Source organism: Tardiphaga sp. P9-11, assembly GCF_008329525.1.
Classification (GTDB): domain Bacteria; phylum Pseudomonadota; class Alphaproteobacteria; order Rhizobiales; family Xanthobacteraceae; genus Tardiphaga.
On sequence record NZ_NPKQ01000008.1, the window covers coordinates 150882 to 165868 of the forward strand.

12 protein-coding genes and 1 pseudogene are annotated in these 14987 nt (G+C 59.5%); 8 read left to right on the plus strand and 5 right to left on the minus strand.

What is annotated here, in order from left to right:
• Positions 1–732: 732 nt before the first annotated feature.
• The 8 genes and pseudogenes from CIW50_RS29600 to CIW50_RS22730 form a co-directional block, all read left to right on the plus strand.
• A pseudogene (locus CIW50_RS29600) lies at positions 733–1229 on the plus strand (transposase); the annotation flags it as partial.
• A 214-nt stretch (positions 1230–1443) separates the two neighbouring features.
• Entirely contained in the window at positions 1444–2214 is a 771-nt protein-coding gene (gene rfbF / locus CIW50_RS22700; RefSeq protein WP_149533441.1) for a glucose-1-phosphate cytidylyltransferase, read from the plus strand.
• Complete coding sequence (gene rfbG, locus CIW50_RS22705; RefSeq protein WP_172980432.1) at positions 2211–3305, plus strand: CDP-glucose 4,6-dehydratase; 1095 nt, start codon at positions 2211–2213, stop codon at positions 3303–3305. The genes rfbF and rfbG overlap by 4 nt, the downstream gene beginning before the upstream one ends.
• A gap of 19 nt (positions 3306–3324) precedes the next feature.
• Positions 3325–4683, plus strand: coding sequence for a lipopolysaccharide biosynthesis protein RfbH (gene rfbH, locus CIW50_RS22710; RefSeq protein ID WP_149533443.1), 1359 nt, complete (start codon positions 3325–3327; stop codon positions 4681–4683).
• An 11-nt stretch (positions 4684–4694) separates the two neighbouring features.
• Complete coding sequence (locus CIW50_RS22715) at positions 4695–6473, plus strand: thiamine pyrophosphate-binding protein (RefSeq protein ID WP_149533444.1); 1779 nt, start codon at positions 4695–4697, stop codon at positions 6471–6473.
• Positions 6474–6482: 9 nt separating this feature from the next.
• On the plus strand, positions 6483–7439 hold the full coding sequence (locus tag CIW50_RS22720) for an NAD-dependent epimerase/dehydratase family protein (RefSeq protein ID WP_149533445.1): 957 nt from the start codon (positions 6483–6485) through the stop codon (positions 7437–7439).
• Positions 7429–7833 (plus strand): GtrA family protein, encoded by a 405-nt coding sequence (locus CIW50_RS22725; RefSeq protein WP_149533446.1) that lies wholly within the window; start codon positions 7429–7431, stop codon positions 7831–7833. The genes CIW50_RS22720 and CIW50_RS22725 overlap by 11 nt, the downstream gene beginning before the upstream one ends.
• A complete protein-coding gene (locus CIW50_RS22730) occupies positions 7830–8768 on the plus strand; it encodes a glycosyltransferase family 2 protein (protein ID WP_149533447.1) in 939 nt (312 codons plus the stop codon). The genes CIW50_RS22725 and CIW50_RS22730 overlap by 4 nt, the downstream gene beginning before the upstream one ends.
• 249 nt (positions 8769–9017) lie before the next feature.
• Here the strand turns inward: CIW50_RS22730 and CIW50_RS22735 are convergent, their stop codons facing one another.
• From CIW50_RS22735 to CIW50_RS22755, 5 genes are all read right to left on the minus strand, one after another.
• Positions 9018–10604: a hypothetical protein gene (locus CIW50_RS22735; RefSeq protein ID WP_149533448.1), complete on the minus strand. Its 1587-nt coding sequence runs from the start codon at positions 10602–10604 to the stop codon at positions 9018–9020.
• A gap of 217 nt (positions 10605–10821) precedes the next feature.
• Positions 10822–11607 carry an ABC transporter ATP-binding protein gene (locus CIW50_RS22740; RefSeq protein WP_149533526.1) on the minus strand — a complete coding sequence of 262 codons (786 nt, stop codon included), beginning with the start codon at positions 11605–11607 and terminating at the stop codon, positions 10822–10824.
• A 5-nt stretch (positions 11608–11612) separates the two neighbouring features.
• On the minus strand, positions 11613–12455 hold the full coding sequence (locus tag CIW50_RS22745) for an ABC transporter permease (protein WP_172980433.1): 843 nt from the start codon (positions 12453–12455) through the stop codon (positions 11613–11615).
• A gap of 172 nt (positions 12456–12627) precedes the next feature.
• Entirely contained in the window at positions 12628–13836 is a 1209-nt protein-coding gene (locus CIW50_RS22750) for a glycosyltransferase family 4 protein (protein WP_246664417.1), read from the minus strand.
• Positions 13833–14981 carry a glycosyltransferase gene (locus CIW50_RS22755; RefSeq protein WP_149533449.1) on the minus strand — a complete coding sequence of 383 codons (1149 nt, stop codon included), beginning with the start codon at positions 14979–14981 and terminating at the stop codon, positions 13833–13835. The genes CIW50_RS22750 and CIW50_RS22755 overlap by 4 nt, the downstream gene beginning before the upstream one ends.
• Between the last annotated feature and the right edge of the window lie 6 nt (positions 14982–14987).

Sequence of the window (14987 nt, forward strand, 5' to 3'; positions counted from 1 at the left end):
GATGCTGGTCGGCAAAATCGTGATTAGTGATCATTCATCACAGCGCTCATCGCAGGACATCGGCATGCGTAGTGGCCGTTATTCACTCGTGACGTTCCGCACAAGACTCCGATGGTACAGATGGGGGGACGTAAGCTGACACCGTCCAAACCAAACGGTAGCTTTCACATAACTGCGCCCCGAACCGCCTTCAAAGTTACAAATTGGGCGATTGAGCTATGAACATCGCCTTTTGTTGCCGTCAATGATGCTTGTGGTGCTCATATTGTTGCCCGCCTGACCGATCTTGTTACTTCTTCGTATTTTGGACCGCGGTTCCCTCCTGCTTCAAGTTCCATTCTTGCAGAATCATAGCGACGTCCGATCTGCGCCGATCACCGCACACGCCGCCGCAGGCTGGCTAACCTAGAAACCTGAAGAAGGTGAGCCATTGCTTGTCGCTTCGCGCCGGGCGTCATCGTTTTTTTTATTGAGATACTTCAACATAGCGTTGTCGAGCATCGCCTCGGCCGGCTGTTCTCGCCTCTCGGTTATTTTCTGATCGCGGCTGCGATCGCGGGAGCCGTGCGGAAGTACCATAGACGTCCGCTGGGCGCCGGTGTGGTGGTGCTGGCCTGCGCAAAAGCCTCCGGGACCTATGCTTTGTGCAGTCAAGAATCTCGACTGTCCCACAGGTTTCGCGAATTATGCGGGTGGATTCGATCTTTCGTCGCTTAGAGTGGTTGCCAGTGACGGTTGTTACCGAAAGAGTTTCCGCCTTCTACGACGGTGGAGCGGTATTCTGCCGGTGGCGCGACGGAGGCACCTGGTGGAAGATTAACCATCATCGTATCATGCTTGCGCGTGAAGCCGATTGCCGGGACGCAAGTCCTACCGCAGAAGTGATCGACAGCCAGTCGATTAAGAACACCGAGGCTGATGGTCCGCAGGTTCGATGCCAGCGTAGAAGATCGCGAGAACACACCCGCGAATCTCCAGTTGATCAGAAGTGCTTTCCCCTGGTTACGTCATGTGTTCGCCGATGGTGGCGATGCCGGTCCGAAACTTAAAAAGCCGCTTGCCTCAATCGGCGGCTGGACCATCGAGATCGTCAAACGATCCGATGCCGCCGAAGGCTTCAAATTGTTCCCACGTCGCTGGGTTCGTCGAGCGAACCATCGTTTGGCTCAACCGCAACCGTCGTCTTGCAAAAGGACTTCGAGGCAACGATCGCGAGCGCCGAAGCGTGACTTATGATCATCAGCGTCAAGTTGCTCGCGCGCAGCCTCGCCAGAGCATGATCAGCATTCTAAACATCAGAGGGCTCCTATAAAGAGCAGTACGTCTTATTTTGACACTTCAGCCCGTATGTGGAATGGCTAACCGATATGGAATCTGCAATGGGTTGCAAAAGAAACCAATAGCAGGAGCGCTGTGCCGCTACCTAAAATAAGCGAGCTTAAGATGAAGGCTGTGATTCTTGCTGGCGGACTTGGTACGCGGATTTCCGAAGAAACCACGCTGAGGCCAAAGCCGATGATCGAGATCGGTGGCAGACCGGTTCTTTGGCATATCATGAAAATGTACTCCGCCCATGGCATCAATGATTTCATCGTCTGCCTCGGATACAAGGGCTACGTGATCAAGGAGTATTTCGCCAATTACGGGCTCCACATGTCGGATGTGACTTTCGATATGCGACAGGGCAGCGTAAAGATTCACCGCAACGACGCCGACGACTGGCGGGTGTCGCTGATCGATACCGGCGAATCTACCATGACCGGCGGAAGGCTCAAGCGGGTCATGGATCACGTTCAGGGCGAACAGTTTTGCATGACTTATGGGGACGGCGTTTCGGATGTCGATATCGGCGCCACGCTGAAATTCCATCGCGATCACGGCGGGCTCGCGACTGTAACGGCCGTGTATCCTCCGAAGCGCTTCGGTCAGCTAGAAATCGTCGATACCCTTGTGAAGGATTTCAAGGAGAAGCCGGACGGGGAGGGCGGATATATCAACGGCGGGTTCTTTGTCCTGTCTCCAGAAGTTGGACGTTATATCGCCGACGACCGAACCATCTGGGAACGCGAGCCGCTCGAACGGCTTTCTCACGAGGGGCAGCTGCACGCTTTCCGCCACGATGGATTCTGGCAGCCTATGGATACCCTGCGCGACAAGACCTATCTTGAGGAGCTCTGGACTGCCGGCAACGCGCCCTGGAAGGTGTGGTCGTGAGTTCTGAGTTCTGGCGCGGCAAGCGGGTTTTCGTCACTGGACACACTGGCTTCAAGGGAGCGTGGCTATCGCTCTGGCTGGCCGAAATGGGCGCCGTCGTCACCGGGTATGCTCTAGCACCCAGGAGCCATCCGAATCTGTTCGAACTGGCCAAGGTTGCCGACCTGGTTTCATCGGAGATTGCGGATATCAACGACCAAGCCACGCTTGACCAGGCGCTGCGCGCGAGCGAGCCAGAGATCGTCTTTCACCTGGCCGCGCAGGCGCTGGTGCGCGAATCCTACCAGGATCCTGTCCAGACATTTGCGGCCAACGTCGGCGGCGTCGTGACGCTGCTCGACTCTGTTCGGCGCATTCCTTCGGTCCGGGCCGTCCTCGTTATCACCAGCGACAAGTGCTACGACAATCGGGAATGGGTCTGGGGATATCGCGAGAACGATCGGCTTGGCGGGCGTGACCCCTATAGTGCAAGCAAGGGGTGCGCGGAGATCGCCGCTCGGTCCATGCAGATGAGCTTCTTCGCGCCTTTCGTGCTGGGCGGCCACCCGGCGCGGATTGCCACGGCGCGGGCTGGCAATGTCATCGGCGGCGGCGACTGGTCCGACGACCGCCTTATTCCCGATATCGTGCGGGGGTGTCTTGGCGCGAGGGGAGAGGTGCGGTTGCGCAGCCCGAACGCCGTTCGGCCGTGGCAGCACGTGCTGGACCCCTTGGGTGTCTACATGACCATTGCGGAACGGCTGGCCACGGCGCCCGACGGCATCGACGAGGCTTGGAACATCGGTCCGGAACATGGCGACGACCGCCCTGTGGTCAAAGTGGCCGAAGCCATGGTGGCAGCCCTTGGCACCGGCAAGGTGGTGTGCGAGGAAGTCGCCAACGGGCCGCATGAAGCCAATTTGCTGCAGCTCGACTGCGAAAAGGCCAGATCGAAACTTGGCTGGCGGCCGCGGTTGAATTTCGATAAATCAATCCAATTCACCGCGGAATGGTATGCGGCCTGGCATCAGGGGCGCGATATGGTGGATTTCACGCGCGCCCAGATCGCGGCCTTCGAGGCCGTGAATCATGACACGACGGCTGTCACCTGATGAATGAGCGGAGACTAGGATGACGGACGCTTCCGAACTCGCGGCATTGCGCGAGCAGATACTCACGCTCTCCGGCCGTTACGCCGAGCTTGCGCATGGCGCAAAGCCGTTCGTCGCGGGAACCAGTGTCGTGCCGCCGAGCGGCAAGGTGCTGGGAAGCCAGGAGATGAAGTTCCTGGTCGATTCCTGCCTCGATTTCTGGCTGACGACCGGCCGCTTCAATTCCAAGTTCGAAACCGTGCTGGCAAAGGCGACCGGCGCCCGTCGCACGTTGACGACGAATTCCGGGTCGTCCGCCAACCTGCTGGCCGCGACGGCGCTGACCTCCCATGTGCTGGGCGACAAGGCGTTGAAGCCCGGCGACGAGGTGATTACCTGCGCTACCGGATTCCCGACCACGGTCAATCCGTTGATCCAGAACGGCCTGATCCCAGTGTTCCTGGATGTGGAGATGGGCACGTACAACATCGACGTGACGCATCTCGAGGCTGCGCTGTCGCCGCGCACACGCGCGATCATGATCGCGCACGCGCTCGGCAATCCGTTCAACCTCGACGTGATCACGGCGTTCGCCCGCAAGCACGACCTGTTCCTGATCGAGGATTGCTGTGACGCGCTCGGCGCCACCTATCGCGACAAGAAGGTAGGCACCTTCGGCGAACTGGGCACGCTGTCATTCTATCCTGCGCATCACATCACGATGGGCGAGGGCGGCGCCGTGCTGTGCAACTCCACCACGTTCAAACGCATCGTGGAATCGATCCGCGATTGGGGACGCGACTGCTATTGCGAGCCCGGCAAGGACAACACCTGCAACAAGCGGTTCGGCTGGAAGCTCGGCGAATTGCCGTTCGGCTACGATCACAAGTACACCTATTCGCATCTCGGCTATAACCTGAAGATCACCGACATGCAGGCCGCCATCGGCCTCGCCCAGATGGAGCGGCTCGACGACTTCGTCGCGGCACGCCGGAAAAACTGGCAGTACCTGCGGGACGGCCTCAAGCATCTCGAGGACATCCTGCTGTTGCCGGTGCCCACCGAGCACAGCGAACCGTCCTGGTTCGGCTTCTGCCTGACCCTGCGTCGGGAAGCGCCGTTCGACCGCGAACACATGCTGCAGTATCTGAACGACCAGAAGAAGGTCGGGACGCGACTGCTGTTCGGCGGCAATCTGCTGCGTCAGCCTTATATGAAGGGCCGCAACTACCGGGTGGTCGGATCGCTCGACAACAGCGATCTGGTGATGAACCGCACGTTTTGGCTCGGCGTCTATCCTGGCCTGACCGAAGACCATCTCGATTATGTCATCGAGAGCCTTACCGATTATTTCAAGAACCATCGTCTGGCGCCTTCTGCAGCACTGACTCTGACCTAAGGATCGTGGCGATGACGGGTGCGGAGTATATCGCGGAGTTTCTGGCACGGGTCGGCAGCAAGCACGTGTTCACGCTGACCGGCGGTGCCTGTGCGTTCATGATCGACGCGGTGGGACGGCATCCCGACCTCGACGTCATCTGCGTGCAGAACGAACAGGCGGCCGCGATGGCCGCCGACGCGGTGTGGCGGGTGGACCGCCGGATCGGTGTCAGCATGGCGACGTCCGGTCCCGGCGCGACTAACCTGATCACGGGCATTGCCTGCTCGTTCTTCGATTCGATTCCGTCGCTGCACATCACCGGTCAGGTCAACCAGCGCGAAAGCCGCGCCATTCATGGCGCGAAGGTGCGGCAGGCCGGTTTCCAAGAAACCAAGATCGTCGAGATGGTGCGTCCGATCACCAAATATGCGGTGCTCGTCACGACTGTCGACGAACTGCGCGACGAACTCGCAAAGGCCTACGTGATCGCCATTTCCGGCCGCATGGGCCCGGTGCTGATCGACGTGCCGATGGACATCCAGCAGGCCGAGATGGCGCCGGTGTTTCCGGCGCTGACGGTGGCCGCCGATGCGGCCGATGGGCAACTGGTCGGCGATGCCGTGACCGCGATTTCCGCTCTGCTGCGCGACGCCGAGCGCCCGGTGGTGGTGTGGGGCGGCGGCGTGGCGATGGCCGGCGTGGAGGCCGAACTGGCGCAATGGCTGGCCCGCAACGAGGTGCCTTTTGTCGCGAGCTGGGCCGGTCTCTCGGCGTTCCCGCACGATCATCCCGGATTTGTCGGCCAGATCGGCGTCTACGGCAATCGCGGCGCCAACTTCGTGCTGCAGAACGCGGATGCCGTGCTCGTTCTCGGCAGCCGTCTCGACAACCGCCAGCGCTCCGGCAATGCCGACAACTTTGCTGTCGGGGCCAAGGTTCATGTGCTGGATGTCGATGCGGAGGAGATCAGGAAATACGGCGACGGCCGCTATTCCGGCACGTCCGTCGACCTCAAGGCGCTGCCGTCGATCCTGCGGGCGCTGCCGGAGACCACGGTCGGCGCCGTGTGGCGCGAATACGTTGCCGACATGCGCGGCCGTTATCGCGGGCGCGAGACTAGTTCGACGGCCAAGCGGCTGAACTCGCTATCGCCCTACGACGTGGTTCGCCGCCTTAGCGAGATCGTCGCCGAGGACGCCATCGTTGCGGCGGATACCGGCGCCGCCGTGTGCTGGCTGCACCAGAGTTTCAGTATCAAAAAGCAGAACCTGTTCACCGCCGGCGGCAACTCGCCGATGGGTTACGCGCTGTGCGCCGCCATCGGCGCCAAACTGGCCAGGCCCGAGCGCCAGGTGATCAGCTACAATGGCGACGGCGGCCTGCAGGTGAATATCCAGGAATTGCAGACCATCAAGCACCTCGGGCTGGATATCGCCATTGTCGTGATGAACAACAGCTCCTATGGCATCATCAAGCAGTTCCAAGACAGCTACATGGAGAGCCGCTATACCGCGTCCCAGGACGGCTATTCGACGCCGGACTTCGGCGCGGTGGCGCGGGCCTACGGCCTCGACTTCCAGCGCGTGGAGCAGATGTCGGACCTGACGCCGGAGCTGTTCGGCCGCGGTCCGATCCTGATCGAGGTGGTGCTGTCGGACCAGACCCTGATCGAGCCCAAATTGGAGATGGGCCGGCCGATCAACGACCAGTACCCGTATCTGCCGCAGGACGAATATGAGAGCGGCAATCGTTTTGTTGCCTATCCGCGGCCTGCCCATTTGCAAGCGCTTGTCGGTATCGATGGATAGGCCGGCACGATGAAGATTCTGGTCACCGGGGCGGGCGGATTTGTCGGCGCCGCCGTGGCGGGTGAGGCATTGCGTGCCGGGCATGATGTCGTCGGCACGGTCCGGCCGGGCAGCAGCAGCAGCCGTCTGGCGACTCGCGGGTCGCGGCTGAACGTTGTAGGACTCGACCTGCGGGATGCCGGCGAGGTCAGGGCGATGATGCGCACCCACCGCCCGGACGTGATTATTCACGTCGCTTGGAGCGGCGTCAGCAACAAGGCGCGGTCGGACCGGCTGCAGATCACCGACAATATCGAAACCGCCTGCCAGTTGCTCGAGGCCGGGGCGGAGTGCGGCGTCTCGAAATTCATCGGTATGGGCTCGCAGGGCGAGTACGGTCCGCTCGACCGGAAGATTGCCGAGACCGACCTGCCGCATCCGACCACGCTGTACGGGGCCTCCAAGCTGGCGGTGCACTACCTGACCCGGCAACTCGCGGCGCAGTCCGGCATGTCCTATGCGTGGCTGCGGATTTTCTCGACCTATGGGCCCGGCGACAATCCGCACTGGCTGATCCCGTCGCTGATCGACCAGATGCTGGATGGCCGGCGGCCGCAGACCACGCTCGGCGAACAGCTCTGGGACTGTCTGTTCATCGACGACATCGCAACGGCCACCGTGGCGGTGGCGATGATGCCGACGGCCGAAGGCATCTTCAATCTCGGCTCCGGCCAGCCGCTGCCGGTGCGCGCCATTGTGGAGAAGATCCGCGACCTCGCCAGCCCCGGCATGGAGCTGGTGTTCGGCGAGATTCCGTACCGCTCGGATCAGGTCTGGCACATGGAGGCGGATGTCGCGCGCCTCAAGGCGCTTACCAGATGGGCCCCGCGCGTCGACATCGATGCGGGCCTCGCCGCCACCGTCGGCTGGCACCGCGCGCAGCGCCTCGCAGCCACGAATACGCAAGGGAGCGACCATGCTGGATAGCGCGCTGGCCCACATCGGGAGCCCGGCGTCGCGGCGGTTCGGTCGCTTCCTGCTGGTGGGCGCCCTGAACAGCGCCGTGGGATACGGACTGTTTGCGGGGCTTGTCGTGCTGGGGCTGCCGCCGGAAGCGGCGCTGCTGGTCGCCACCGTGCTCGGCGTGATCTTCAACTTCGCCACCACCGGTCGCTTCGTGTTCGGCAATCGCGACCGCAATCGCATTCTACGCTTCATCGCCGTCTATGGTGTCGTCTATCTGCTCAACGCCGCCGCCCTGCGCGGCCTGTCCTTGCTGATGGTGCCGCCGCTGCTCGGCCAGCTCTTGCTGCTGCCTGTCGCCGCGGTCATGACTTTCGTCGCTTTGCGGAGCTTCGTTTTCAAGGAAAAGAGCCTGTGAAAAAGATCACGATCGTCTCGCCGTGCTACAACGAAGAGGAAAATGTTCGCGCCTGCTACGAGGCGATCAAGCGCCTGTTCGACACCGAACTGGCCGGCTATCAGCGCGAGCACATTTTCTCCGACAATTGCTCGGAGGACAAAACCCAGGACATCCTGCGCGAGATCGCCGCGGAGGATACCGACGTCAAGGTGATCCTGAATGCGCGTAATTTCGGGCCGTTCAGGTCGCTGTTCAACGGCCTGCGTTACGCTACCGGCGACGCCATCGTCGTCTTCATGCCGGTGGATTTGCAGGATCCGCCGGAACTGATCCCCGAATTCGTTAAGCACTGGGAAAATGGTATCGAGGTCGTTGCGGGCGCGCGGGTGAATCGGGACGAGACGCGCCTGTTGCGGGCTTGTCGCTGGATGTTCTACCGCATCGTCAACGGGCTTTCCGACTTTGAAATCCCACCAGATGTTGGTGAATTTCAGCTGATCGATCGCAAGGTCTGGGAGGCTGTGATGTCTCACCAAGACCACTATCCCTACATTCGGGGTATCATCGCGTCCTGCGGGTTCAAGCGCCTGATCGTTCCATACACCTGGCGGACGCGGCAGCGGGGCCTATCTAAGAATAATATTCCAAGGCTTGTCGATCAGGCGCTGAACGGCATATTCTCATTTACCAATGCGCCGATGCGTTTCTGCACTTTCGCTGGATTTGCGCTGGCGGCGATTTGCCTGCTTTTTGCGGCTTATTCGCTGGTTAGCTATTTAATATTACCGCACACGGCGCCACGCGGTACCACGACGATCATCTTCTCAATTTTCTTTCTCTCGGGAATACAGCTCATCTTCATCGGGATGCTGGGCGAATACGTGACATCGACGCACTCCCAGGTTAGACGAGGACCGTTGGTGATCGAGCGGGAGCGATTAAATATCTCGTAGTGATCGTAGCTGAGTGCCCGCGTGGGTCTTGCGGATGGCCGCATGCTTGACGTTCGGTGCCCCCGTCAGCACGCCAGAGACATCTGTGGACCCCCCCCGTTGAATGCAAGAAGAATATTTCGAGTAGGCATCACGCAATTGATCTGCCTGCTGACGGTGATTGTGCTGACCCATTTCGTCAACGTCCGCCTAGTGTTCAGGAACGTGCCGACGCGGGCCATTGCAACAAACTAGCGTGGCGGAGCACCTTCATCGCCTGCGGTATAGCGACAGCACGCCAAGCGACGTTTTGAAATCAGTATCCGAAGTGTACCACGACTCGAAGTTCGGCTGCATCGGGTTGATTGGTTCAATGCCTCCCTCGCGGAAAATCAGCACGAACTGCGGTCGGTTCGCGAGGTCGGTATAATAGGCGTGAGTGTAGGCTAGGCCTTCGCTAGATATGCTGACCGGGAGCGGAAATGTCATGAGCATCTTGAGTCGCGCGGAGAGTTCGAGCGCGATGCCGGGATGCGATTCCGAAAAGATCGCCAGCGTAGCATGGCCGATTCTCGGACTGACGTCGCGCCGGATGACTTGCAGCAGCTCGGTCAGGGTTGTAGGCGCGTAAATGCCCTTGAATATGCCGGTGCGGACGAGCTCTCTTGGCGCGGCGGCATCGAGACTAGTCTGACCGTAGCGAAACAGCAGCGACGTCGATAGCACGATCAGCACCAGGACCGACATGGCGAACTGGCGTGGCCACCTGCGGTCTGGCCGGGCGTACGGCGCGCTGAGGGCGATGGCGGCTGCGGGCAGGCCGCCAATGCAGAAATTGTAGAAGGTATGCAGCGCGCTGGCCGTGGTGGTAGCGGCAACCAGCAGCGCCAGGAGATAGCATAGGGCCATTATCCGCTGTTGGCGAGGCGCCGTCAGCCGGAGATCCATCAGAATTCCAAACCCGGCCAGTCCTGCGATGGTGATGGCGTCATGCGACCGGATATAGAGCGCAGGCTGAACCATGAAAAGTGCCAGCAGGAGCGCAATAACTATGAGCGGGTGATACAGCGAGCCAAGCGAATTGCGGAACACGCCGGCGCAGACGGCGGAGAGCGCCAGGCAGCAGAATCCTGGATAGGGGCGGAGCAGGGTTGCCGTGCTTTCGATCTTCAATCCGATGCCGTTGACCCTGTTAATCAGATTTAGATAGTGAATGCTCTCCAGCGTTGACGCTGGGGACAGGGTTACGATGATGGCACCGAGGCCGATGCACCCGGCTAGGATCACCAGGACGGCATATCGTCGGCCGATCGCGCAGATGCGCTCGCCGCCAGCCAGCACGCCGAACACCAGCGCCGCAGCGACAACGCCCAGAGGCGGATAGGCGACCGCGGCAACACCCCAGGCCGCGGCAGATCCGATCTCGCCCAGCAACCGTCTAGCAGAGTTGGCACGGGATCTCATCGCAGTACCGAGGCAGGCAATGGCTGCCACCGCAGCCTGCATCCCAGTGGTGTTGTAGGATGGTGCAGGAAGCCCGAACGGAATGAAGGCCAGAATGAGGATAGATCCCGACCATGCTAGCGCACGGTACCCGAGCGTGCGCATGAAGCCGTACCAAAGCAGCGCGGCGATCAACGACCCCGCAAAAAACAGAAACCTGAGGAACAGGAAAAGCCCATCGGTGGAGTCCCGAAGTGCGGCAAATGCCCAGCTCGCGGGAAAAACGATTAGGGCCGATGTCTGATGCAGAGTCCGGAAGGGCGATTGAGCGACACCGCTCCTCAGCCATTCCACTACAAATTCGGCGTAGTAGGACTCATCGCCCAGGTCGAGGCCTTGAGTTAGGCGTACCATCAAAGCGACTGCGACTGCAGCAAATGCTAGAATTCCGATGGTGGTTGGTCGGCGACAAGGGGACACCAAAAATTCCGAGCAAGGCCGAAGCCAAGCCCGGCGGACCCGTTTTAATTGAGGCAAAGGGAGTTTTGTTGCAATTCCGTTCAATATAATGCGTCTTGAGGGTATCAGTTGCGGTGGGCTGGTTAAGGGAGTTCGCGGCAATATCTGGACATCATACGGCTTCGATCGAGCGCCGATATTGCTCGATCACGTCTCCGATATCGCCATATGCCTTGATCCGACCCTGGTCCATCCACAGCCCTTTGTTGCACCAGCGCTGACAGATCTCAATATTATGCGAAGCTAGCACCAGAACGCTGGCGCGATCGACGAACGATGTCAGTCGCTTTTCGGCTTTTGCCATAAATGACTCGTCACCGGCCACGATCCATTCATCCATTAATAGGATTTCTGGCTCGAAGCACGTTGCGACAGCGAAAGTCAACCTGAGGATCATGCCGGACGAATAGGTCCGCACCGGCATTTCGAGGTACTCGCCGAGTTCTGTGAAATGCGCAATGTCAGCCATGCGCTTGTCGATTTCCGAGTTTGAAAGACCTAGTATCATTGCACGAATGCGAATGTTGTCGTAGCCGCTAAGATCGGTGTCGATTCCAAGCCCGATATCGAACATCGGCGAGATGCGTCCCCGGATGATGGCATCGCCGGTCGTGGGTTCATAGATTCCAGCCATGACGCGAAGAAGCGTTGTCTTGCCGGCGCCGTTCGCCCCGATCAGGGCTACGCGATCACCGGTGGCAAGTGACAGCGAAATATCTCGCAGAGCTTGAACGGTGATGCGGTGGTTGCCGTCATGTGCCAACCGGCCGGCGGATCCTTTAAACAGAAGGCTCTTCTTCAGCGAGCGCGAACCGCCATGGTAGATCGGAAACGACACGTTGACGTGCCGAACTTCGAGCACGGTTTCACGAGTAGAAAATGCTTGTGCGACCGACATGCCGTTCATATCCAGTACGATATCCGAGAGCGGAACCTTGTAAAGAATGCTGCGGCAATCGCTGAGTTGAAAATCGTTAGGATTAGGACCGCGATATAGCTTTCTGCGGGAAATGATTGCCCGAGCAAAGGCGCACGTACAATCTCAAGCAGATGAAAGAACGGATTGAGAAGGACGATCGTTGAATCGACACCAAGCAGCTCGGGTTTCCACATCACGGGTGTGATGAAAAACGCGATTTGTACCACACTGCCGACGATTTGCGGGATATCTCGAAATCGTGCTGACACCATTCCGAGATACAGGCTGGTCAATGTCAAGTTGAAGGTAAGCAGGACCAGCGCTGGAATAGCCATTAACACGCCGAGACCTGGCGAAAACTGGAAGTAGATCAATACACCGAAATAGATGATGAAGTTGTGGGCTAGAATGATAATTCGGCTCCAGATAAAACGAAACGCGTAAATCGAATAGGGCAGCCTGATCTGCTTGATGTAGGATTCCGAACCTGTGAACAGCGTGCCTGCTTCCGAAATCGTGGCGCTCACATAACCCCACAGCAACAGGCCGACACATAAAAAGGGTAGGAAGTCGTGGAGTTCGGTCTTGAACAGCCGAGAGTAAACAATCCCCAGCGCAAGTACCATGATCGCCATGCTTGCGGTTAGCCAGAACGGGCCCAGCATCGATCGGCGGTAGCGCTGCACGATGTCATTCCAACCAAGTGTCGACCAGAGCCGCCATGCGCGCAGGCCATCTATCATATCCTTGGCAGCCAGCCGCCCCTGGGAGGGCTTTTCGTATTGAAAGTCCGGAAGCTCTATCTCGATGGTGACAGGTCGGCTCATGATTTTGTGTTTGCCAGTGAGGAGTTACGCGACGCCTTTTAGGGCAAATATGCCAGCAAACAAAACGTTTTCTGCCGCAAAACTGACATGTGTGGTCCGTGCAAAACGCCCCAAATGAGTGATGTAGCGAATTACCGCGCCGCAGAATCTCTCCTTTCGGAGGCGTCAAGAATCAAGCGAATTTACGGTATGCGGCGTTCACGGCCCCGGCGCTCCGGTGCCACCCGAACAGCGCAGCGCGGCTGATCAGCTTCTCTCTTGCCGTGTCGTTCACCACGGCGTCGGTGGCGATCGCAGCGTTGATTGCCTCGGTCCAAGCATCGACATCCAGCATAGCGACGCGGGTCGCGAGGTCGCCAGAGATTTCATCCATTGCGGTGTCCGCGCTATGGGCGACCGGCGTACCGCAGGCCATGGCTTCCACGACGGGCATACCGAAGCCTTCGTAGAGCGACGGCAATAGCATCAGCCGCGCGCCTTCGTAGAGGCTGCGCAATTCGGCATCGCTCACGCCCTTGAGGAACCGCAGTTGCCCACTACTGACGAGTTGCTCGGTTGCCTTCGGTAGCGCGAGGTCGCCCCATCCCGCTCCACCGACAATCACCAACGGCATGCGAGCGCGGTCCGCAGTGGCAACACGGCTATAGGCGGCGATCAAGGTCTTCAGATTCTTACGTGGTTCCAGCGTTCCGACCGCTAGCAGGTAGTTGCCTCGCTTCAGCTCGAAACCGGTGATGCCAGTGGTCGTGATGTCTGCCCCGAGCGGACGGAATATCTCGCTCGCCGCCGGCGGAGCGACGAAAATCTGTTCGATCGGATAGTTGTAGACGCTTGCGATTTCTCGCCGGGTGAATTCCGAGATCGTCTGGATCTGCGACGCGCGCGCAACAGTTTTTGCCAGCGGGCGCATTTGCCGCAGCCGATCGTCGGGATGGGCTTCTGGAAACCGCACAAAGGACAGATCGTAGATCACTGGCAATACCGGCACGCCCGGGTCGGCCGGCGGCAGGTAGTTGAAAGCGTGAAACAGATCTAGCGATTGTCGCCTGGCGGACATGGTGAACTGGAACGGACGAATGCTGCGATAGATGTGCCGAAAGACATCGACATTGATGGCGCTCTGATGCGCGAATCGTCGCACACGTTTCAGCGCGCTCAGCTGCAGCTCGCCATCGCTGGTCGTCTTGGCCGCGTCTTTTTTTTGCGCTTGGGCAATCTCGCCGAAAAATTGCCGGTCGAGCTTGCGCCAGGTCACATAGTCGAGACCGCGGAACTCGATGTTCGTCTCACTTTCGACCAGCGCCTTCAATAAATTGTAGAGGTAGTTGCCGACCCCTGTCATTGATCGGTGCAGGATGAGTGTTTCGACGCCAATAATCATAGCGGCTGTCCCGACAAGGCTCGGCGATGCGCAAGTGCCTGATCCAAAACCTGCGCGATCCTGGCGCTATAGGCTTCACGACTGAACTCCGATCGCGCGCGGCCGTGCCCCGCGTATCCCAGTCTTTGGGCCAGTGCGGAATCCTCCAGCAAGAGGTTCATGGCCTGTGCTAGCGCCGAGGCGTCTCCTACGGCAACGGTGAGGCCTTCCCGGTCGTGACGGGCGACGTTGGGAACGGTGGTCGGCAGACTGGTGTTGATCACTGGTAAACCCGCGGCCATGGCCTCGACTTGGACCAGTCCAAACGCTTCGGCATCCGTGACCGACGGCAGGACCAGCATCTTGGCGGCGTGGAGATGATGCTTGATATCATCGGCCGTCACGCGTCCCTTGAAAAAGACGCGATCGGCGATTCCGTTGCGCTTCGCCTGCTGTTTCAGGTCCTCCAGCAGCGGACCGTCGCCGATGATCACTAGTTGTGCCTCTGCGGAGGGCAGGGCATTCAGCAGGACGTCAAGCCCTTTGTAGCCGACTAGGCGGCCGACCGCGACGATTAACCGTGGATACTGCTGGCGAAGTTTGGCGACGGTTGTCTGGCCGGCTTCGCCGACGTTGCTCCAGTAGTCGATGTCGAGCCCGTAGCGGACGATGCTACACTTGTCCCTGTGAGGCTTCAGGAAGTCCGAATTGTCGATCATGGCCCCGTCGGACACCACAATCCGGTCGGCGCGGCACAACGCAGACTTGATTGCCGGCGTCAGCAGCTTGCGTAGCAAGGCCCGCCCGAGAATCTCGGCATGCCAATACACTACCAGCGCGGTGCGCTCGCCCAATCCGGCCGCGATGCCGATATCCGTCAGCGGAAATGGCGCGTGATGCACTAGCACATCGGCCTCGCGCGCAAAGCGTCGCAGGACGAATGGATAGGTCGGCGCTAGCGGCGTGGAAAATAGCGTACCCAGCGACGCTAGCGCAGTGACGGGCGTTCCATCCATGACAAAGTGGCGGGACCATCCCCGAAAGCGTGCAACCAGAATCCGGCTTGTCATCGTTTCTGCGCGGGAGCCGGTCAGCATGGCGATAACCTGCGGAATGCCGCCTTCGACATCAGGCCGATAAATCTTGTAGGCGTGAACGACTTTCACGAGAAT